18 protein-coding genes and 1 pseudogene are annotated in these 21,381 nt (G+C 31.2%); 13 read left to right on the top strand and 6 right to left on the bottom strand.

Translation table 11 applies throughout. The features are described 5' to 3' along the window. The first annotated feature begins 37 nt into the window (after positions 1-37). The 12 genes and pseudogenes from DR871_RS12375 (at position 38) to DR871_RS12325 (ending at position 10,446) form a co-directional block, all read left to right on the top strand. A complete protein-coding gene (locus tag DR871_RS12375; protein ID WP_113666604.1) occupies positions 38-691 on the top strand; it encodes a hypothetical protein in 654 nt (217 codons plus the stop codon). A 194-nt stretch (positions 692-885) separates the two neighbouring features. Then, a complete protein-coding gene (locus DR871_RS12370; protein ID WP_113666605.1) occupies positions 886-2,139 on the top strand; it encodes an ETX/MTX2 family pore-forming toxin in 1,254 nt (417 codons plus the stop codon). Positions 2,140-2,191: 52 nt separating this feature from the next. Further along, positions 2,192-2,524: a hypothetical protein gene (locus DR871_RS12365; protein ID WP_113666606.1), complete on the top strand. Its 333-nt coding sequence runs from the start codon at positions 2,192-2,194 to the stop codon at positions 2,522-2,524. 164 nt (positions 2,525-2,688) lie between these two features. Further along, complete coding sequence (locus DR871_RS12360) at positions 2,689-3,621, top strand: hypothetical protein (protein WP_113666607.1); 933 nt, start codon at positions 2,689-2,691, stop codon at positions 3,619-3,621. A gap of 174 nt (positions 3,622-3,795) precedes the next feature. After that, positions 3,796-4,193: pseudogene (locus DR871_RS16660) on the top strand (SMODS-associated NUDIX domain-containing protein). Positions 4,194-4,378: 185 nt separating this feature from the next. Continuing rightward, the gene (locus DR871_RS12355) at positions 4,379-4,984 is read left to right on the top strand and encodes a hypothetical protein (RefSeq protein ID WP_129752544.1); all 606 of its coding nucleotides are present in this window, start codon (positions 4,379-4,381) and stop codon (positions 4,982-4,984) included. An 849-nt stretch (positions 4,985-5,833) separates the two neighbouring features. Further along, positions 5,834-6,604, top strand: a complete 771-nt coding sequence (locus DR871_RS12350; protein ID WP_242497108.1) for a metallophosphoesterase — start codon at positions 5,834-5,836, stop codon at positions 6,602-6,604. 100 nt (positions 6,605-6,704) lie between these two features. Next, on the top strand, positions 6,705-7,697 hold the full coding sequence (locus DR871_RS12345) for a MarR family transcriptional regulator (RefSeq protein WP_113666611.1): 993 nt from the start codon (positions 6,705-6,707) through the stop codon (positions 7,695-7,697). Next, positions 7,691-8,461 carry a hypothetical protein gene (locus DR871_RS16435; RefSeq protein ID WP_165355333.1) on the top strand — a complete coding sequence of 257 codons (771 nt, stop codon included), beginning with the start codon at positions 7,691-7,693 and terminating at the stop codon, positions 8,459-8,461. Before DR871_RS12345 ends, DR871_RS16435 begins: the two co-directional genes overlap by 7 nt. A gap of 314 nt (positions 8,462-8,775) precedes the next feature. Further along, complete coding sequence (locus DR871_RS12335) at positions 8,776-8,994, top strand: type II toxin-antitoxin system Y4mF family antitoxin (protein WP_113666613.1); 219 nt, start codon at positions 8,776-8,778, stop codon at positions 8,992-8,994. Between the two features lie 262 nt (positions 8,995-9,256). Continuing rightward, positions 9,257-9,583 carry a hypothetical protein gene (locus DR871_RS12330; RefSeq protein WP_113666614.1) on the top strand — a complete coding sequence of 109 codons (327 nt, stop codon included), beginning with the start codon at positions 9,257-9,259 and terminating at the stop codon, positions 9,581-9,583. Positions 9,584-9,765: 182 nt separating this feature from the next. Then, on the top strand, positions 9,766-10,446 hold the full coding sequence (locus tag DR871_RS12325) for a hypothetical protein (RefSeq protein WP_113666615.1): 681 nt from the start codon (positions 9,766-9,768) through the stop codon (positions 10,444-10,446). A 344-nt stretch (positions 10,447-10,790) separates the two neighbouring features. Here the strand turns inward: DR871_RS12325 and DR871_RS12320 are convergent, their stop codons facing one another. The 6 genes from DR871_RS12320 to DR871_RS12295 form a co-directional block, all read right to left on the bottom strand. After that, a complete protein-coding gene (locus DR871_RS12320; RefSeq protein WP_113666616.1) occupies positions 10,791-12,092 on the bottom strand; it encodes a TolC family protein in 1,302 nt (433 codons plus the stop codon). Continuing rightward, positions 12,085-14,502: an ABC transporter permease gene (locus DR871_RS12315; protein ID WP_113666617.1), complete on the bottom strand. Its 2,418-nt coding sequence runs from the start codon at positions 14,500-14,502 to the stop codon at positions 12,085-12,087. Before DR871_RS12315 ends, DR871_RS12320 begins: the two co-directional genes overlap by 8 nt. A 2-nt stretch (positions 14,503-14,504) precedes the next feature. Further along, positions 14,505-16,931: an ABC transporter permease gene (locus DR871_RS12310; RefSeq protein WP_113666618.1), complete on the bottom strand. Its 2,427-nt coding sequence runs from the start codon at positions 16,929-16,931 to the stop codon at positions 14,505-14,507. 60 nt (positions 16,932-16,991) lie between these two features. Further along, positions 16,992-17,792, bottom strand: coding sequence for a GIN domain-containing protein (locus tag DR871_RS12305; RefSeq protein WP_113666619.1), 801 nt, complete (start codon positions 17,790-17,792; stop codon positions 16,992-16,994). 9 nt (positions 17,793-17,801) lie between these two features. Next, positions 17,802-18,503, bottom strand: a complete 702-nt coding sequence (locus tag DR871_RS12300) for an ABC transporter ATP-binding protein (protein ID WP_113666620.1) — start codon at positions 18,501-18,503, stop codon at positions 17,802-17,804. 98 nt (positions 18,504-18,601) lie between these two features. Continuing rightward, positions 18,602-19,840, bottom strand: a complete 1,239-nt coding sequence (locus tag DR871_RS12295) for an efflux RND transporter periplasmic adaptor subunit (RefSeq protein ID WP_113666621.1) — start codon at positions 19,838-19,840, stop codon at positions 18,602-18,604. Between the two features lie 181 nt (positions 19,841-20,021). Here DR871_RS12295 and DR871_RS12290 point away from each other — a divergent pair, with 181 nt between their 5' ends. Then, entirely contained in the window at positions 20,022-21,365 is a 1,344-nt protein-coding gene (locus DR871_RS12290; RefSeq protein WP_113666622.1) for a sigma-54-dependent transcriptional regulator, read from the top strand. Positions 21,366-21,381 lie beyond the last annotated feature (16 nt).

Raw genomic sequence — 21,381 nt, 5'->3', positions numbered from 1 at the left:
GACCTAAACTATTTATTTTTGAAAATAAATATATTATATGATACTTAAAAGCACTTATTTAGAAAAACTAAAAACAGAAGAACTATTAACCTTATCAAATTTTATTGTAAAAGAAAATTTCAAACATCATCTAGGTGCTATCCTTCCTTCTAAATATGAAGAGGAGATCATTTTAATATTCGAAGAGGAGATTAGTTTCAATAAAAATGCAGAAATTTTTGTTTACAAGGACTATTTAGGAAGCATCATAGGTTCAATTCGCATTTTAAAATGGGATTATATAGATGTATTGCCAATTCAAAAAAACTTTAACATCAATCCGTTTTCAGTAATTGGTGACATTTCATTAAAAAATGTTTGGCATATAGGGCGATTTGCAATTAAGAAAGAAGTAAGTGATATTAGTTTATTCAAGAAATTAATAATTTGCGCCATTACTCCTGTTTGTCAACACAAGGACAATATAGCCTTTGCTGAATGCGATAGTAAATTACTCCGAATGCTGAAATTATTAGGTATAAAAACTACTATTATAGGAAAATCTATAAATTATTTAGGCTCGGAAACTATACCAATAAGCATGAATTATGATGGCCTTATTAGTTTTTATGAAAAAAATAAAAACTTGATCTCAAACGATATTTTAATTTCTAAAATTAGTAAAATTAACAAAAACTACTCTTTTGTGTAGTATAAAAATTCATAAACAGCAATAGGTTTGTAATTCACAAATAAAAATTTTAAGACTTAAACAAAGTACGCTAATGAAAATATTAGATACTAAATAATTGAGTAGCTAAAAAAATCACAAAATCGCAGCTTCAAATCTCTATGTGTTAGTTCAAAAATTAAATAATCAAATATGAATCCTAATGCCTATTCTTTATGAAAAAATTCTTTTACCTAATCTTACTTTCAATTTTAATATTTTCCTGCGAAAGGGATGCAATCATTCAGGAAAATATTTCAGGATCTGACATTGATGCTTCTATAAAATCCATGAAGGTCAAATTTAATCTACCTGGAGACACAATTATTCAACTTGATTCAACTAAATTTCCAAAAAAACCAAATAACTTAAGAAGTTTAGCATCAGGCGATACCTATTCGGACTTGTACGAACTAAATGGCATTAACTTTTTTATTCAAACTAAAGATACTTATTTCAGCAAAAATACGTTTCAATCGCAAGGAAAAGGTCAAGAAGTTATATTAGCTCCTTATTCTTCGACTAACCCAAATCAACTTTTCTATTTAAAGTTTCTTCCGCCATCAACTGGTATTTCTTATTTGATTTATTCTACTAATGATGAAGCACCTATCGGAGCAGGTTCATATGCTAATAATCCAAGTAACTATGTTCTTTACACGCAAGCAACAAATAGCAATAGTTTATTCGGTTTTTCATGGGATTTCTCAGCGAATACGACAAACGATGCATTGTATTTTATTAGCCAGGATTTGCTTGGTTCTGGTGATGGCAGCTCATGGGATGTTTATAATTATTATCTAGATGCTACTAATGGTGCAATCGGCTTTGCAAAATCTAACAACTCTTTTGCTCAACAATTTAATATCGTTCCGAATGATATTTTCAAGTTAGAAAGAATTGAGTATGTAAATGATGCTAGCGCTGTATTAAGCAAAATTCCTGACTTTACAACTACCTGGTCATACACAAATGGAACATCTGTGCAGCAAAGCATAACTACAAGTTTTGGACAAAAGGCAGCAAAGACTTCTAATCACACAAACCAAAGCACAATTACAACAAAACTCTCGACAGAAATAGAAGTCAACATACCATTTATAGCAGGTGGTAAAATCAGTAAAGAAATTGGAGGTTCATTGCAATATACCTATGGACAGAGTGAAACAACAGAAGATACACGTAATTATGATATTCCCCTTTTAATTCCAGCAAATTCAAGAGTTACTGCCTCTGCTACAGTAACTAGATATAATATGAACGTAAATTACATTGCTACTTTGAGAGGACAAAACACTGAGAAAGTTATTACAGTTAGAGGCATCTGGAGTGGTGTTGATTGTACCGATATAATTGTCAACACTCAACAAACAAATTTGAGAACTAACGTCGTAACAAAAGGTGCTTCTGTTAAGGTAAATAATCACTAATTTACCAAACCTCAAAACCAGTTTATGATTAGAAACCGATTATAAAAATAATATGAATAAAATAAAATACTTCTTCCTGTTAACACTGACACTAATTTCAATTGGCTGCGCCGTACAACGGCAAAGCAAATTTACATCTAAGCCCATAAAACTAGGCATGACCAAAGAAGCGGTTATTACTTTATATGGTAGACCCTATAAGGAAAGTTCATCTATAGATAATAGTCAAAACTTGTTGGAAACCTTATATTATAAAGAGCATATATTCCTTCGTCGATGGTATGAGGTAAATAGCATTTTATATTTAGAAAACTCGGTATTAAAATCATTAGAACAAGGTAAAGAACAATTACTTGATAAAAATCGCCAAGTTATAGTTAGATAGTTTTACCAGCGCTATAGTAGCTAGACTACTTTAGCGCTATATTATAAATGCGTTTAAAAGCAAGATGTAGAGCGATAATTCCCTTATTTTATAACCTCTATCGTTTCAAGTGTCTGCAAATTGGTATTCATTGTGAAAAATTAGCTGAAAATTATTAAAAAAAAATGAAATTTAAGATAATATTTATCGGAATATTTTTGTCTATTGGATGTATTTCTTGCAGTAATGACAAGGTTGAAATGACTTCAATCCAACCATCAACTAATTTGGTAGAAATGGAAGCCGAAGGAGGTGAAACTGAAATAACGTTCACCAATGGAGATTGGAGCATTACAAAAGTTATCAATAAAGAAGGAAATGTGAATATAGTTGGTGATATATATGCGCAAAATGGAGAAATAATTCAAAATAATAAAATTTTAGTTTTAGAAGACTTAGGAAAAATAGTAGCTAATTGGGAAAATAAAGGATTCACTATTACACGAGAAACTTCATCATCGCTAAAAATCAAATTAAATGAAAATAGTACAGGAGAATCTTTTACTTTCACTTTAGTACTAAATTCTGGTCAAGAAATTAATGTAACTCAAAAAAAATCACAAGGCTACGAATTTAGCAATATCAAATTCAACACAAATGAAGAAGATACAGACTCCCTTTTTGTTCAAAAAGGGGTAACATATAAATTTAATATAAATGAACCTCAATCATTTCGATTTTTACCTTATGATGGGCTAACTATTCAAAATCAATCTCGTTTTGAAAGTCTAGAAAATGATGCTTTTGCATGGCTAGAAAGGGATTCTCTAATGATAAAAGTACCAACTAGCATCTATAACGACGAAATATATTTTGGTAGAGAAAAAAGACTTTATAGCAATATTTGGTCCATTAATCCACACGGTTTTGAAGAAATGGAAACAGTTACTATTCCTAAGGGGCAATCTGCATTTTTAACTGAAATTGAATTGCGAAAGCGTCAAGTCTCTTATAGGCTTCGTTTAATTAATAACAGAACATTAGAGGAAAAAATCATCGAAGGTAAATGGATCGAAATTGCGCCGACAGGAAAATATTCTATAAATTGGCAAGAATAAAAAAACAAGATAATAAAGATAGCTAAATTGCATTCCATACCCATAAATATAAGCTTGTCCTGTTAGTTGACATAATAAGTTAAAGTGGATATGGGCTTACGAATAAATTTAATGTTTTCATTGGCTTTATTAAATGGATGACGGCATACTCAAATGCTTTAAATCTTGCAGAAAATGGTTCGAGAATTGTCCCGACAGGGTCAGAACCGTGAAATTAACCATTGGAGAGAATTTTACGAAGAACTTATAGAAGGCAAGGCCGAGTTATTATCAAAAGAGGACTTCCCATATGTCAACTACAATCTACTTGGTAGAGCTACGACACCCGTAAAAGAACAGCTGGTTGGAATTGTCCCGAAATATTGCAGTATGATATTTTAGAACTTTTACCAAACGTAGAACAACGCAAAGAACTTTTGGCACTGAAGAATCAAGGAGATACAGAGTACATAAAATGGGCAGATAGAGAACTAATTGACTGTTTAGGACACGATAAAAGAACTAAGAAGAAACTCTATGATATTCGTCAACATACAAAGTGGGCTTTAAACATGAAATGGAGTAAAGAATAATATAATTTATCATTTATAAATTGAATGTTTTTATAATATACTAAAATACAACACAGTAAACCAAAATATACATAATAAACCAATCAAGTTTATTATGCATATTTTGGTTTATTAAATAGGAATTATTTGCATATTCATTATTTTATAAATTTAATAATTGAAATATATTATTAAATTTGAATTTTATGAAAAGCTATATGACACAGTGGAATCAGATCTTTAATTATTGGAAAGGCTTAAATGTGCCTGAAGTGCAAATTAGGGATTTTATAATAGGAGAAAATACAATCAATTCACCTTGGTATGATCTAAAAGAAAATCGTCAGCAATATTTTCAGGAAACACCTTTAAAAGAGACTGCAAGGCATTTGTCAGTTACACTTAAATACAAAGACCAAGAATTAATTGCAGTCTATAAAATTCTTGCTTATATGAAATACCATCAATCTCAAGCACTTTTTCATCCTCTAAAAGAGGTATTAGATAAATTTTATGTGAATCCCTTTCACGGATGGTGGCATTCACAGGCTCGAATAGTATTACCACATTCGGTTGATTACGATTACACAATACAAAGAAATTCCGATGAGGATTGGAGAAATACAATCGCAAATGCAGCCAAAACTTGGAAAGATATTGCAAAAGACTGGGCAATAATAAAAATCCCAGATTTCATGAATTATGATTCCCCGGAATACGAAGCATTTGAAACATTTTCCCATAGGAAGCGCAAGGAAAAAGAATATAGAGAATATCTCCGCCTAAAAGAAAAATTTGAAAATAATAATTAGAAATAACAAAAGTCTGTTATTTAAAGTCCCTAAATATTCCCGTTAGAAATCAAACCTTAATTAGAATAAAACAGGCAACCTCAATTATACTTATTTATGTTCACAAAAAAAACACTGTTCACGTAAACGTGAACATACAAACAAAGTGAACAAAAAAACACTCAATTTTTCAAACACTAGAATCAAATCATATTTTCGTATTACGAAATGAGCGTAAAGGAAATTTCATAAAGACGCAAATGATGATACATGCAAAACAAAATTCGCTAGCATAAAAAAAAAGTATTATCAGTATGATAATTTTAGTAATTTCTGTCTGTATGTATGTATTTAATACATATAACTGAATAATAATACCGTAAACCTATATTTTAACAATAACCAATTAGATTTATTATCTATTTTTCGCTTTATTAGAAACTATAAAATGAAGTTTAAATAAATCGCTAATAACGGCGATAATCGCCGTTATTAGAATAATTTGCAAATTAAACAATCTAAATATTCTTCTAAGTTTTCTGGATTATATCGCATATTGCGATATGCAATATATCTAATTTTATACCCGATAAGGTTTAAGTAAGCGAAAAACACAATAATTATACCCGAAAAGGTATAAATATTGTGATAATACTTAATTTTTAATATTTCTTTTTATAATGGAAAATATTTTTTTTTTAAATAGTCTTTTACTCTAAAATAATAACGCTTAATACTTTTGAAATTCATTTTAGTGGAAAAAAGTAATCATTTTCAAATTTCCCAGTTTACCTATACTGGAAAATATTTTCCCAAAAATACCTTTTTAGTGAAAAATCAAATCCATTTATTTAACTTAAATCACCACTAATGGAAAATAATATGAAAATTCAATACTGTTCAGATCTACATCTTGAATTTCCTGACAACAAAAAGTATATTCTTCAAAACCCAATAAAGCCCGAAGGAGAAATTCTAATATTGGCTGGGGATATTGTGCCTTTTGCAATAATGGATAAACATCAAGATTTCTTCGACTATATTTCTAAGCATTTCAAACTGACTTTTTGGATACCCGGTAATCATGAATATTATTACTATGATATTGCCGAGAAAAGTGGTGTTTTGGATGAACAAATCAGAGACAATGTATTTTTGGTAAACAATTGTACCAAAGAAATTTCGGGAGTGAAATTTGTATTCTCTACCTTGTGGTCGAATATTTCTCCTGCCAAATACTGGTTAATTAAAGAAAGTTTATCTGACTTTCAAGTCATAAAATGTAATGAGCATCTTTTAAATCCAGATGATTACAATAAGTTACACCAAGACAGTATAGAGTTTCTCCATAAGGCATTGGAAAATGACACATCTAAAAAAACGATTGTTATCACGCATCATGCGCCTACATTTATCAATTACCCTGAAAAATATGCCGATAGTAAAATCAATGAGGCTTTCGCTTCTGAATTGACTGATTTTATTGAAGATAACAACGTAGCATATTGGATTTATGGACATCATCACACCAACGTCAATGATTTCATAGTTGGAAATACAAAATTATTAACAAACCAATTAGGATATGTCAAGTACAATGAGAATATAGGATATAGTGACAGAGCTATTATTTCAATATAAATAATTAATATTAATAATACAATAAATTGACATTTAGCATAATAAACCTATATTTGCACAATAAACCAATCTGGTTTATTATAACAATTATTAGTTTATTATGGAAAAATTAAAAGAATACATCCATCAAATACTAGGAAAAGACCTTGAAATAAAAGAGTTATCAAAAGATTACACCAATAAATTACCGTTCCTTTTCAGAAACAATTTTAATTTTTATTCCACTCATTTACACAATCACGAATTAATTTTAGTACAGGTAAATAAAGAAGATGCCTTCAATGCTGCACAATTAAGACAACAAGTTTTAGCAATCCAAAAAGTATTAGACAAAAGAATTATTATTGTTACAGATGACATCACGGCTATAAACCGGAAAAGACTTATTGACCAAAAAATTAGTTTCATCGTTCCGGGAAAACAAATGTTTCTTGCTGAATTACTTATTGATATTCAAGATTTTAATAAGGACAAAGCATTTCAAAAAGAATTCCTGCTGTTACCTTCCTCTCAATTAATTTTGCTATATCAAATACTGCACAGAGAAGATAATTTAAGTCAATATACCTTCAAAGAACTGGCAGAAAAATTCCAATACACACAAATGGGAATAACAAAAGCAATTGAAAATTTGAAAAGGGTAGCTATTGTTGAGGTTGTTGGAACTAAAGAAAAAAATATTGTGTTTGAAACTGATATACAAAAACTTTGGAAAAGTATTGAAAAACATCTTGTAAATCCAGTACTAAAAACAGTTTATGTAGATGAAAAACCAACAATAAAAATGTATTGCTCTAACGCTACGGCATTGGAAGAATACAGTGATATGAATCCAAGTAGATTGGAGTATTTTGCCATAGAAAAAAGCAAATTCTATGAGTTAGAAAAAACAAACCAATTAGTAAATCTAAATAATGAAAGCGGAAACTATGCTTTAGAAGTTTGGAAATATAATCCGGAATTAATCACAAAAGGAATCACAAAGAAAAATAATGTAGATCCATTGTCTTTATACATTAGCTTGAAAGATGGGTTTATTGACGAAAGAACAGATATGGCATTAGATCAAATAATAGAAAAATACATATGGTAAGAGGTTTAGAAATTTTCAGACAACATTTTAAAGATTTCACAGATAATTATATAATCATCGGAGGAACTGCTTGTGACATAATCATTGACAATATTGGTTTAACACCAAGAGCAACAAAAGACATTGATATAATTTTAGTTATTGAAGCATTAAGCCCGGAATTTGTAGCTCATTTTTGGGAATTCATAAAACAAGGAAATTATGAAGTCAAAGAGAAAAGCGAAGACGACAGAAAATATTATCGTTTTCAAAAACCACAACTGGAAGACTTCCCTTTTCAAATTGAATTATTCTCAAGAATACCCGATTTATTAGATTTGGACGAAGGAACACACCTAACTCCAATTCCAGTTGACACGGAGATTTCAAGTTTATCAGCAATACTAATGGATGATGATTATTACAATTTCACAATCCAACACAGCCAATTAGACAACGGAATACATTTGGCAAATACAGAAGCCTTGATAGGATTAAAAGCCAAAGCATTTCTAGATTATAAAATCCGAAAAGAAAACGGAGAAAAAATTGATGAAAAGCAATTGAAAAAACATAAAATGGATATTTTTAGATTACTTCTATTATTAACACCTGAAAATAATTTTACCATTGTCGGAAGCATTAAATCTGATATAGCAAATTTCGCTGAAGTCGTAAAAGGTGATTTGCCAGATAAACAAGTTTTTAAAGAAATGGGAGCTGGAAACGTGGATGTACAAGACTTATTTGGACAGTTAATTAGAGCTTTTAATTTGTACATTTAAACTGAATTCCCCATGGATAGTTTTCTCATATCATTTAAAAAATGGTTCGAGAATTGTCCCGACAGGGTCACTTTGATCACTAAATTTTGATAGAAATTCTGCAAATGGTCCAATATTGTTGGCGACACTTATTCTTATAAAACAACTGGATAAGCAAGCACTATTATTGCCATCTAAAAAAGTCCCAAGACCCTTGCTTATAGCCTGTGCCACATAATATATGCTTAAACATATAAATAACTTCTACATCTTTAAATTATATGCTTAAACATATAATTTAGTATATTTTTTTAAATTCGTTGTAAAAGCATATAATTATGAATCTAGCAGATTTTGTAAAACAGAAAAGAAAAGAAGTGAACCTGACACAAGAGGCTTTTGCAGAACTTGCTGGAGTAGCACTTACGGTAATCCGAAAAATTGAACAAGGAAAAGAAAATCTAAATCTGGAAAAGGTTAATCAGGTACTCAAAATGTTTGGGCATACTCTGGCTCCGGTAAATGCCAGAGAATTAACCAGAACCAACAAATAATAGTAATGAGAAAAGCAGCCACCTATTTGAAAGTCTAAAAAAAACAGTCATCCTATTTCAGAACACGACAAGAAACCTAGCGTAAAATCAACAAATGGAGACAAAAAAACAAATATTAATACCGATAACAGAAATAATCACATTACTTTAAATATTATTTGGAAGACCTGTTGCAGTATTCGCTTATAGAATAAACTCCAAAGCTGAAGCGAGAATAAATTAAAGTACAAAAGTAGAAATTGATGTAAAACTTCTTGGGCTGATGGTTAGCTTAGTTGAAAAAGCAAATGGAAGAAATGGGAACGAAATATCCGAGGAAGTAGTTAAAAAAATATTTGAAATAGAAAAAGTTTCTAAACTTGATCTGCTTCACAATCAAAATTATTTTGCTATAAAACAATTGCTACAAAATTTATCAATTTTTGCAATGCCTGTTGGATCAGGATATCAAATTTTTGCAATTCAAGCTATTGGCGAATTAGGAATTCAGCATTCTATTTCGAAAGGTATATATTTAGGTTTATTGAAAGAATTAAAAAGGAGTGAAATTTCTGAAACTGTATGGGACGAGTTAATAACTAAGCTTTAAAAGTTATAACTGTGCATAACCTTAACTAAAAGTAATTGCAGTTTTAATGCACGGGAGCTTTCCAGTTTTCAACAATATTTGTCATCGCGGATATAACTCATTTCTTTTTTCTGCAACTTAGTTTAGTTGCAAGAGTTTGTAAACAATGCCAAAAACGATAATCAACATAATAACAAAATAAAATGGATTTATACGTTCAAAATCTTTTAAAAGTTGCAGATGCCTCAATAGCAAATACCAAACAAGTACTAAAGTTTGGACTAGGTAACATTATAGAAGATATTAGAAGATCAAACTCGCAAAGCTTAGGACGGTCTGACTTCGCTAGAGAAATCTATGCCGAAGCTGTCAAAAATGATTCAACAGAATTGGAAAAAACGATGTTGAGAGCCACGGCATCAAAAATAGCCCAAGGTGGTAATTGCCATGAAGCTGCATCATTAGTTTTCGCAAACTTGATGAGTATGATCGATAACATAACAATCCAACTGTGTCGAAAAAAAATGGATGAAAATCCTCAAGATTATCATGTTTATGTTCGAATAGTGTCTGACAAACATGATCCCATTATAGTTGACGAGTGGGGTTCAAACAGTAAAGCTTTTTTATCCAATTATGATGATGATGACGAAGTAATTGTTATGCATGAGGAAGTGACAAATAGAAAGAATAAATTATTGCGAAAAAGCGAATTTTTGATAAAGAAAACAGATTCATATAAGTACAAACAGCGACAAATAAAAAGTAGTAATGGATCATCGGATCAATTATTTGAAACGTCTGATAATTTACAATATTTAGAAGAGGATAAATATATTGGAGTTCGAATGATTAGGGCTTATAATGATCCAGGATTAAAGTAAAACACCCCAAATATTACGTCACACAATACACGTCTCCTATTTAATACACGATTAAGTTATTAAATATATTATGCAATATATTTTCTTGTAACCATTAAGTTTAATAACATTTACCCTCAAGGACCTCGAACCAAAATTTCCAGTAAAGACTGGCACTTAAAAAAAATATAATTTTTAATTCAAGTTTAGCGAACCAAAAGAAGACCACAAGGTCAAAGACTTTGTAGGCTTCTTAATTTATGGTGGTCCATACGGAACTGTTTACGAACCATTTCATGCAGGATTTGAAGAAGTTATCGTTACTATTTTAGATTATAAATTCTTTTAAATATTATTCTTTATTTTTACAACTGATTCTTTTTTAACAAATTTATTTTCAAGTCAATGTATTGTAATTGAAGATTATTTTTCAACACTTCAAAATCAGCTGAAAGTGACTGATTTTTCACTGAGGAATATAAAATAGCTTCCACTTTACCGTTTATAAATTTAGCTTCCGTAGTAGCTAAGGAAGCTTTGGCAAACTTTTGCTTCTCCATCAATTTATGCTGAAGTTGCGAATAATTCCTTTTATTTTGTTCTTCCAATACAACTTGTTTGTCTAACAGTTGTTTTTCCTGTTCTACGACTAGTTTAGCCTTATCACCTACTATTTTTGATGCACTGATTTTTTTATTATTCCTAAAACCATTGAAAATTGGAACGCTCAATTGCATACCAACTTGTTGGCTTTTATTATCTTCTAATTGATTGAAAAAAGAATCTGTGTTGGCATTTGCTTGTTTTATATTTTTATAATAAAAAGTAGAATATCCATAATACGCTGACAGTATCGGATAATTGACGGCTCTTTCTAAACGGATCAACTGCAAACTGTTTTGATAATTGAGCTCGGCAAGTTTAATTTTAGGATTATACAGCTCATTATCAAAATCTTTATCAGCCTCATTTAAATAAGGTTCTAATACTATTTCATCTGTCACCACATCCACAATATTCATCAACTGGAATAATTGTATTTTTTTAATAGCATACAAGTGTTCGGTTTCCAGATTTCGGTTTTCTTCCTCCGAAAAGCTTAATTGCATATCATACAAATCACTTTGGGGTTTATTCCCAATGGTAACTTCTTTAGTTACCCTGTCCAGATTGAATGAAGCTTGCTTGAGTTGTTCTTTTTGAATTTTCAATAATTCCTGTGCGTAAAGTACTTGATAATAGCTTTCCAAAATCTGCAATTTATATTCATTTTCTACTACTTCTTTTTCGGCCTTAGCTTGCTCAATATTGATTTTATCTTTTTGAGCATTAGCAAAAGCACTGAAATCTATCATATTTGTTCTTGCATTCAGGTAGAAATTATCATTTTGAATATTGGAACTTACTCTTCCATTAGTCGAAGGATCAATGGTGGATCCAAAATTATAGCCTTGTTCACCATATAAATTAATAGTGGGTAACATTCGATTCAAAACTGAGTTTTGGGACTTTTCTGTTTTTTTTATTTCAAGTTGTCTGATTTTTATTTCGATATTATTTTGTAAAGCTGTTTCCATGCATTTAGTAAGCGTCCAAGAATTTTCCTGAGCACTTCCTAAAGCAAAAATTAAAAAAAAGACTACCGTAAAAATTGAATTCTTATTCATATTTTAAATATTTTAAAACATCTGTTTTTGTTGCTTGAAAGGCTTTTGAAAGTACTATCACAAGCGTTAGAAGTAACAAAATGATGAACCCAAACACAAATGGAAATACCGTCATGTCAATCCTAAAGGCAAAATTCTCAAGCCACATATTCAATAAATAATAGGTGGGAAACAAAGCAATTAAAAACCCAATAACACAATACAAAACATACTGTTTAGAGAGTTCTTTCAATAATAAATTGGTTTCTGCTCCAAGCGTTTTTCTGATTGCAATTTCTTTCATGCGTCTTTGTATCGAATAGGAAGCCAAAGCGAACAGCCCGAAAAGCGCAATACCAATTACCACTATATTTAACAATGAAAAAAGATTCTTTTGTTTGACATACGATTCATACGTTCTTGCATATTGTTTATCGACAAAATCATATTTAAAAGGATACTCAGTATCCATTTTTGTCCATAATTTTTCGATATCGGTAATTGTATTTTCAATATTATCCGATTTTAGTTTTACGAAAACCTTATTGATATTTTGAGCAATATCTACCGTTTTAAGATGATAGAAATACATCCCTGACACCTCAAATTCAGGACTTAATAAATTAAAATCTTTTACAACTCCTATGATTTTTAATTTTCGTTCTTTGATAATTAGTTCTTTTCCTATAGGCTCTTTCATGTTCATCAACTTTTGTGCTGTTTCATTAATCACCACAGAAGTAATAGTATCCGAAGCATGTTTCTGATCAAGAGACCTTCCTTTAACTACTTCTATTTTCATCATTTCGAATATACCAAAATCAACTGCAATTGTTCGTGCTTTAAAAAGTTCATCATTGTACAATACACCTCCTAATGAATCATCTGAACCATCAAATGAAATCAATCCTGTAGAAGCTTGTTCTACACCTTTTATTTTAGCCAGTTCTTGTTTTATTGTACTGTATTTGTTGTAGATATTTTGCCCTACGTTTTCCACTTCATAATCGGAATCCGGAAAATTCAAATTAATTTCAATCACTTGATCTCCTTTAAAACCTAAATCTTTATTGGTTAGATAATCGATTTGCTGATACACAATATAAGAACCAACAATAAAGAAAGTAGCCACTGTAAACTGGAAAATCAACATTCCGTTACGCAACCAGATTCCGTTATTACTTCTCCCAAAATTGCCTTTGAGAACTTTTAAAGTTTCGAAATTAGCAACGTAAACGGCTGGAAGTATTCCTGCTACCAAAACTGTAATACAGAAAATCAGAATTAATTGCAGATAAAACTGACTACCAATTATTCGTAAACTCTTATTTAAAAAATCATTGTAATACGGCAAAGTCAGCTCAACAATGACTAATGCTAATAAAATCGAAAACAAACTTATTAGAGCAGTTTCAAAAATAAATTGAATAACAATAGTACTTTTTGAAGCCCCCACAACTTTACGAACACCGACTTCTTTAGCACGTTTAACCGCATTCGCTGTAGCCAAATTGATATAATTTACAATCGAAAGAATGAGAATTAAAACAGATAACCCAACCATAATCAACAAAAACTGATAATTTCCTCTCCCTTCTGGATATCCATCTGTAATAGAATGTAATCTCGCTTTTGAAAGTGGCTCTATAACTACATTAAAACGACCCATTTTCTTAGCCATTTCTTCTAAAGTAAAACCTTCTTCCTGGGCAATTCTCCGAACAAAATCTTGGTTGTAAGTTTTCTCTAAACTCTTTCGAGTATTTTCAATTTTTGATGGATCTTTAATTTTAAGAAGTAACTTGAATATAAAAGGTCCTGTCGTATTTCCACTTTTGAACTGCGTCATTTTATTCATTATAACATCTGGAGCAATTGAAGAGTTCCCTGGAATATGATACACAGCGCGCACTATAAACATTTGATCCAAACATGTTATTTGTTTTCCAATCGGATTTTCGTCACCAAAAACTCGTTTAGCAATCACATCTGAAATAGCAACATTTGAATCATCTTTTAATACCGAAACCACATCTCCCTTAATAATTTCAAATGGAAAAAGAGAAAAGAAATCAGGCTCAACATTAATAATTTTATCAACTATTTCTTTCTTCCCTTTGTAGATAATTTTATCCTTTTGATACCAGCTGTCAGCATAAACTACCTTTTCTACATTAGTATCTTTATCTAAAATAGGTTTTAGGAATAAAGCACAATCTGAAAAAACTGGCATTCCTGTTAACTGTACTAAAACCTGATACACATTGTCTTTTTCGGGATTCCAAGCATCATAACTTTGTTCTTCATTCCAATACAGTAATGCGAAAATTAATCCTGAAATTCCAATGGCCAATCCAAAAATGTTTAGAAATGAAAACAGTTTATTTTGCTTTAAATGATATAGAAATATATTTATCCAGTTTTTTAGCATGGCTATTCGTATTTTAAATATTTCAAAACATCTACTCTTGTGGCTTGATAAGCTCTTGAAAGCACTACCAGTAAGGTTAATGATAATAAGACCATAAATCCGATTAGAAATGGAAAGATAGAAATATCAATTCTATAGGCAAAGTTCTCTAACCATTTATTTAGTAAATAATATGCTGGAAAGACCGCAATCAAAAATCCTATAACACAATAAATAATGTATTGTTTGGATAATTCTTTTAATAAAACATTGGTTTCTGCTCCAAGCGTTTTTCTGATTGCAATTTCTTTCATGCGTCTTTGAATTGAATACGAAGCCAAGGCGAATAACCCGAAAAGAGCGATTAGAATTACCACTACATTCAACAATGAAAATAGATTCTTTTGCTTCACATACGATTCATAAGTTCTTGCATATTGTTTATCGACAAAATCATATTGGAACGGATACTCTTGATCTACATTAGCTTTCCAAAATTCCTCTAAATTTTCTAAAGTTTGTTCGGAGTCCTTTGCATCAATTTTTACATAAATATTGTTTAAATTCCCTAACAGCCAGTCATTGGTTTTCAGATGAAAGAAGACCATAGGAGGAACTTTTGATTGCGGATTAAATAAATTAAAATCTTTGACAACCCCTATTATTTTTAACTTTTTATCGTTCCAAAGCACGGTTTTCCCAATGGGATTTTTCTCTTTCATCATGCTTAAGGCCGTTTCATTTATTAGCATTGAATTAATGGTATCTGACGCTAATTTTTCAGAAATATTTCTTCCTTCTTTGATTTTAATTCGCATCATGTCAAGCATATTGTAATCGATAGCTAAGTTTTGAGCCTGAATGAATTCTCCATTATAGGAAAAACCGCTACTGCTATCATTTCCTCCGCCAAACTGAAAAGTTCCTGTTGAAATTTGTTGAACACCTTGAATTTTTCCGATTTCTGATTTCATTGTTTGATATTTATTAAATATCAATTTATTTGCTTCTTTTTGGGTTGTAATGTCCTTTGATTTCAGCCACTGAATAGCGATTACTTGATCGCCCTTGAATCCTAAATCCTTATTCGCTAAATAAGTGACCTGATTATAAACAATATAAGAACCTATAATAAAAAAAGTAGCAATGGCAAATTGAAGTATCAGCATTCCGTTGCGCATCCAAATACCGCTTTTGCTTCTTCCAAAATTACCTTTCAATACTTTTAACGCTTTAAAATTAGCCACGTAAACAGCAGGTAAAATTCCTGCCACACTTACAGTAATAATGAAAATTAAAATAAGCTGGATGTAAAACTGACTTCCATAAATGATTAATTCTTTGCCTAAAAATTCATTGTAAAAAGGCAAACTCAATTCTACAATTACCAATGCTAGAAAAATCGAAAACAGGGTGATTATTGCAGCTTCAAAAACAAACTGAAAAATTATATTGGTTTTTGAGGCTCCTATGATTTTACGAACGCCCACTTCTTTCGCTCTTTTTATGGCATTGGCTGTAGCTAAATTGATATAGTTAACGATGGATAGAATAATTATAAGTAGTGATACACCTAGCATAATTAATAAGGATTGATAATTTCCCTTTCCTTCCGGCATACCAGGCGCAATAGCATGCAATCGGATGCTACTTAACGGGTTTAAAACCGATTTTATGGAACCTTTGCTTTTTATATATTCTTCAACTAACATTCCTTCTGATTTTGCCTCTTTTAGTGTTTTGTTTTGATAATATAACTCATTAATTTTTTTGGTTACTGCATCTGCTTTATTAGGATCTTTTAATTTTATCAGCAGATTAAAATTAAAATCCCCCCAATGACCTTTGTTTTCTAAAACCCTCTCTTTCATCTGGTTAATCACAACGTCTGGATTGACAGAGGAATTTCCTGGTACTTTATAAATCGCAGTTACGGTTAAAATAATATCCTCATAACCTATTTGTTTACCAATTGGATTTTCTTCTCCAAAAAATAATTTAGCGATTTCTTGATTCATCGCCATACTGTTCTCTTTTTGTAAAGCAGTACTTAAGTTTCCTGCTATCCTTTCAAAAGGGAACAGTTCGAAAAAATCATTTTGAGTATTAAAAGTTTTATTTATATTGATTTTTCTTCCTTTATATTTAAAAAAACCAATTTGATACCAATCGTGATAGACCACGTTTTCAACGTTTGGATCCTCTTTAAGATAGATTTCTAAGGGAGCAGGATTGGTTGGGAAAATTACATTTTTTCCTATATCAGCAAAAACTTTAAATACTTTGTCTTTTTCAGGATTCCATTGATCATAACTTTGCTCATCATTCCAATACAGAATAGTAAAAATTAATCCTGCGATTCCAATGGCTAATCCTACAACATTCAAAGCCGCAAACAGCTTGTCTTTTTTGAGATGGTATAAAAATATTCGTGTCCAATTTTTTAGCATGACTGTTCATTTTTTGATTTAATCTGTTCGCCTTAACAATTAGATTATTGATTTTGAGAATTATTTTTTAGAAATAGAACCTGATGAACTTTCTTCCTTTTCTATTTGTGTTGGATTACCATAAAAACTGATATCAGCACTGGATGATGCTTTTGAATTAATTGACTTCATCACAGTTACAACAACATCAGATGAGCTACTGGCTTTAATTTTTGCGTCTTCAACTACTAATTCTTTTAAGTTACAATCAGCTGCGCTACTGGCATTAATGATTGTTTTTTTTGCTTTCCCTGATAAGACAACATCAGAGGCACTACTTGATTCAATTTGGATTGTTGTTGCATTAATTGTTGCTAAAAACTCACCACTAGATGACGCATCAACAACTGCATTTAAACAGTCAAAGGCTCCCGAAATACTTCCTGTTGAACTCACTGTGATGTCTAAATACGTACTTGTGTTCAAATTTTCAATCTTGATATCAGCTGCAGAACTTGCTTTAATACTTTCTAAATTTGGACCTGAAACCAAAATTTTTAAAGAATTAAAGTTTATTCCATTAATTGAAAGCGTTTTATTTTTACTCAAAACCTTTGATTTGGTATTCTTAGTTTTGTACCCTTTTGAATCTATGTATAATTTCAAAACATTATTTTCAACTTCTGTTTTTATGTATTTAATTAATTCTAAATCATCCGTTTCTACGTTCACACTTATGGTATTTGAAATGGTGTAAAAAACTTCAATTCCCTGTGAAGCTTGTAATTTTGAAAAGGTGATAACTTCTCTTTTTTCAGACACTTGAGCTAATAAAAGGGTACTAATTAAAAAGGCGCTTATTGTTATAATTATTTTTATCATGATTTTATTTTAAGAAATTAACACATCTACATTTCTTTGATTAACCTTTGCTGAAATGACAACACCATCTTTCATCAAAATCGTTTTTTGAGAAAAAGACGCATCATAATCAGAGTGCGTCACCATCAGGATTGTGGCACCATTGGCATGTAAATCAGTTAAAAGTTCCATTACTTCGTTTCCGTTTTTACTGTCCAAATTTCCTGTAGGCTCATCAGCAAGAATGATTTTTGGGTCGTTAATCAAGGCTCTTGCCACAGCTACACGCTGTTGCTGTCCTCCGGAAAGTTGCTGTGGATAATGTTTTAATCGGTGGGAAATTCCTAATTTATCGGCAATTGCTTCTACTTTTTTCTTTCTGTCAGAGGATGGAACTTTATTGTAAATCAACGGTAATTCAATATTATCATAAACTGATAATTCATCTATGAGGTTGAAATTCTGAAAAATAAAGCCAATATTTTCTTTTCTGGCTTTCGATTTTTCTTTTTCTTTCAGCCCAATCATTTCTTGATTGAGCAAATGATAACTTCCGCTCGAAGCGCTATCCAGCAATCCAACAATATTTAATAAAGTGGACTTTCCACTTCCCGAAGGCCCCATAATTGAAACAAAATCACCTTGATTTATGGTAAGTGAAACTTCACTCAATGCCATTGTTTCCACTTCTTCGGTTCTAAATACTTTTGAAAGATTTTTAATTTGAATCATACTATTATTCGTTTTTTGATTGATGATATTTGTTTATTTCTCTTTATTCTTTATTATTTATTCTTTACTCTTGCTTCTTTCCTCTAAGCTCTTTTTCTTTATTCTAAATTCAAAATCTCGACTTCTTTGTAATCTTTATAGGAAGACGTGATCACTTTTTCACCCGCTTTTAAACCGCTGAGAACTTCATAATACAAAGGGTTTTCTCGCCCCAATTTGATTGCTTTTCGCTCTGCTTTGTTGCCATTGACAACAAAAATCCATTTTCCGCTAGTTTCTTCGTTAAAGCTTCCTTTAGAAAGTACTACCGTCTTGGTTTTTTCTGACAGATTTAATTTCACTCCAAAACTCAATCCTTGTTTTAAATCTAATTTTTCAGAGGAAACAAAATCCAATTCTACTTGAAACCTACCATTTTTAATTTCAGGAATCACTTTGGTTATTTGAACTTCGATGGATTTGTTTTCAAAATCTACTGTTCCTTTTTGTTGCTCTGCAACTTTATCCAAATAAAATTCATCGATGTCGGCCATCAATTTATAGCCTTTCCTGTCATCAATAGAACCAATACTTGTATTTTGCACATAGGTTTTCCCGAGTATAGGTTCAAAGGAAGAAAGTCTTCCAGAAATGGGTGCTGTGATTAGGAAATTCTTTTTATTCATTCTCAAAATATCCAAACTTTTATTCATAAAACCAATAGATTGATTCAATTGTCCTATCTGGACTTGATTTGCTAATTTTTCTTTTTTGACACTTTTTTTGATGATGTTCATTCGCTCTTTTTGAAAACGATAATTTTCTTGGGTCTTTTCCCATTCATTTTTTGAAAGTATTTCTTTGTCAAAAAGTTTGTGGTTCAATTCAAATAGGTTTTTGGCATCAAGATAATCGTGTTCTATTCCGATCAAGTCTTTTTCTAAATTCAATTCCTGATTTCTTAAATCGAGTTTGGCTTTGTTCAAATTATTGATTTGTTCGATAATCGCTGTTTCCTGCTGCATGTACGCCAATTCTGCATTAGGATTATACAAGCGCACTAACGGCTGTCCCTTAACGACCATATCGCCGTTTTCAACAAATATTTCCTGAACGGCTCCACTTTCAATGATATTAACTAACATTGAATTTAAAGGAACGGCTTTTGCCTGAAAAGACATAAAATCTTCGAAAAAATTATTTTCTACGGTCTTAATCGTAATTTCAACTTTTTTTACGTTCAAACTTCTTTTTTTAGTCACAGAAGTAAAGACAAAATACCCGAGGAGTAAGATAATTGGCAAAACGATTAAAAGATACTTATTTTTGTTAGTTTTACGTACGATTTTGGTGTCCATTGTTTATTATTTGTATAGTCTATTAGGATAATCGTACCATAAAATTAAAAACTGTAATAATCTTATTATTAGGTTTTTAATTTCAATAAAATTTACACAATGTCCATAATTGAACACTATTTGTCCAAAACCGAACAATAATTCCATTTTCTGAATAAAAAAATACAGATATTACGTTAGAATGAAAAAGACCAACGCCTCAATTTTAGTCATAGACGACCAAGAAGACATACTTTTTGCTTCCAAAATGCTCCTTAAAAAGCATTTTGAAAACATTTATACGCTCAATAACCCAAAAAATGTAGTTGAATTGTTAGCAAAAAATACCATTGATGTGGTTTTGCTCGACATGAACTACAGAATAGGATTTGAAGACGGAAGAGAAGGTTTGTATCTTTTAAAGGAAATAAAAACGCTTTCGCCAAAAACTGTCGTTATTTTGATGACCGCTTTTGGCAAGGTTGAAACGGCCGTGGAAGGTTTAAAAGCTGGTGCTTTTGATTATATTTTAAAACCTTGGGAAAACGAAAAATTACTTAGCGTTGTTAAGCAAGCTGTTGATAAAAGCCGGAAAGAGCAAAAGAAACCAAATGATATCGGGATTGCAGACGAATTTTTCGTTGGTAATTCAGATGTTATAAAAAAGGCGTATTCGCTGGCAGATAAAGTGGCAAAAACCGATGCCAATGTTTTAATCCTTGGCGAGAATGGAACTGGTAAATTTGTTTTGGCGCATCATATTTATTGCCAATCGGAGCGGAAAAATAATCCTTTTATTCATGTTGATTTAGGTTCTTTGAATTCCAATATTTTTGAAAGCGAATTATTTGGTTATGCTAAGGGCGCTTTTACAGATGCGAAAGTTGATACGCCAGGACGTTTTGAGATGGCTCAAAACGGCACTATTTTTTTAGATGAAATAGGAAACGTCCCATTGCATTTACAATCTAAACTCTTGCAGGTAATTCAAACCAAAATGGTAACCCGATTAGGAGAATCAAAAGCAAGGACACTAAATGTCCGCATTATTACAGCCACCAACTTGAATTTGAAACAGGAAGTTACCGACAAAAACTTTAGAGAAGATTTGTATTATCGCATCAACACTATGGAAATCGTGTTACCTCCATTGCGAGAACGAGACGAAGATAAAATCCCTTTGGCACACTATCTCTTGCAAAAAATGATGGCTAAATACGGACGGGCTGAAATCACTTTTGACGAAAAAGCATTGGAACAAATCGAAAAACATGCTTGGAACGGAAACATCCGGGAAATGGAGAACCGAATAGAGCGTGCCGTTATTCTTTGCGAGAACAATCATATTACCGTTTCGGACTTGGATTTGGAACAAATAACGGCTTACGAGAACAATCAAGACGATATTCAACTTTCGGCGGTCGAAAAAACAGCCATCGAAAAAATATTGTTCAAGAACAATAACAATATTAGCAAAACCGCTGAGGAATTGGGATTGTCCAGAGGATCATTATACCGACGTTTAGAAAAATATAACATCAACTAATATGTTTAAATCCTTA

The organism is Flavobacterium petrolei (assembly GCF_003314435.2).
GTDB lineage: Bacteria > Bacteroidota > Bacteroidia > Flavobacteriales > Flavobacteriaceae > Flavobacterium > Flavobacterium petrolei.
This window is presented reverse-complemented; position numbering and strand designations above follow the sequence as displayed.

Coding starts and splice junctions, on each gene's coding strand:
- DR871_RS12300 (WP_113666620.1), bottom strand. CDS start 18,503: ATGATTCAAATTAAAAATCTTTCAAAAGTATTTAGAACCGAAGAAGTG.
- DR871_RS12310 (WP_113666618.1), bottom strand. CDS start 16,931: ATGCTAAAAAATTGGACACGAATATTTTTATACCATCTCAAAAAAGAC.
- DR871_RS12330 (WP_113666614.1), top strand. CDS start 9,257: ATGGTTAGCTTAGTTGAAAAAGCAAATGGAAGAAATGGGAACGAAATA.
- DR871_RS12315 (WP_113666617.1), bottom strand. CDS start 14,502: ATGCTAAAAAACTGGATAAATATATTTCTATATCATTTAAAGCAAAAT.
- DR871_RS12355 (WP_129752544.1), top strand. CDS start 4,379: ATGAAAAGCTATATGACACAGTGGAATCAGATCTTTAATTATTGGAAA.
- DR871_RS12320 (WP_113666616.1), bottom strand. CDS start 12,092: ATGAATAAGAATTCAATTTTTACGGTAGTCTTTTTTTTAATTTTTGCT.
- DR871_RS12325 (WP_113666615.1), top strand. CDS start 9,766: ATGGATTTATACGTTCAAAATCTTTTAAAAGTTGCAGATGCCTCAATA.
- DR871_RS12345 (WP_113666611.1), top strand. CDS start 6,705: ATGGAAAAATTAAAAGAATACATCCATCAAATACTAGGAAAAGACCTT.
- DR871_RS12365 (WP_113666606.1), top strand. CDS start 2,192: ATGAATAAAATAAAATACTTCTTCCTGTTAACACTGACACTAATTTCA.
- DR871_RS12370 (WP_113666605.1), top strand. CDS start 886: ATGAAAAAATTCTTTTACCTAATCTTACTTTCAATTTTAATATTTTCC.
- DR871_RS12375 (WP_113666604.1), top strand. CDS start 38: ATGATACTTAAAAGCACTTATTTAGAAAAACTAAAAACAGAAGAACTA.
- DR871_RS12295 (WP_113666621.1), bottom strand. CDS start 19,840: ATGGACACCAAAATCGTACGTAAAACTAACAAAAATAAGTATCTTTTA.
- DR871_RS12350 (WP_242497108.1), top strand. CDS start 5,834: ATGGAAAATAATATGAAAATTCAATACTGTTCAGATCTACATCTTGAA.
- DR871_RS12290 (WP_113666622.1), top strand. CDS start 20,022: ATGAAAAAGACCAACGCCTCAATTTTAGTCATAGACGACCAAGAAGAC.
- DR871_RS12305 (WP_113666619.1), bottom strand. CDS start 17,792: ATGATAAAAATAATTATAACAATAAGCGCCTTTTTAATTAGTACCCTT.
- DR871_RS12360 (WP_113666607.1), top strand. CDS start 2,689: ATGAAATTTAAGATAATATTTATCGGAATATTTTTGTCTATTGGATGT.
- DR871_RS16435 (WP_165355333.1), top strand. CDS start 7,691: ATGGTAAGAGGTTTAGAAATTTTCAGACAACATTTTAAAGATTTCACA.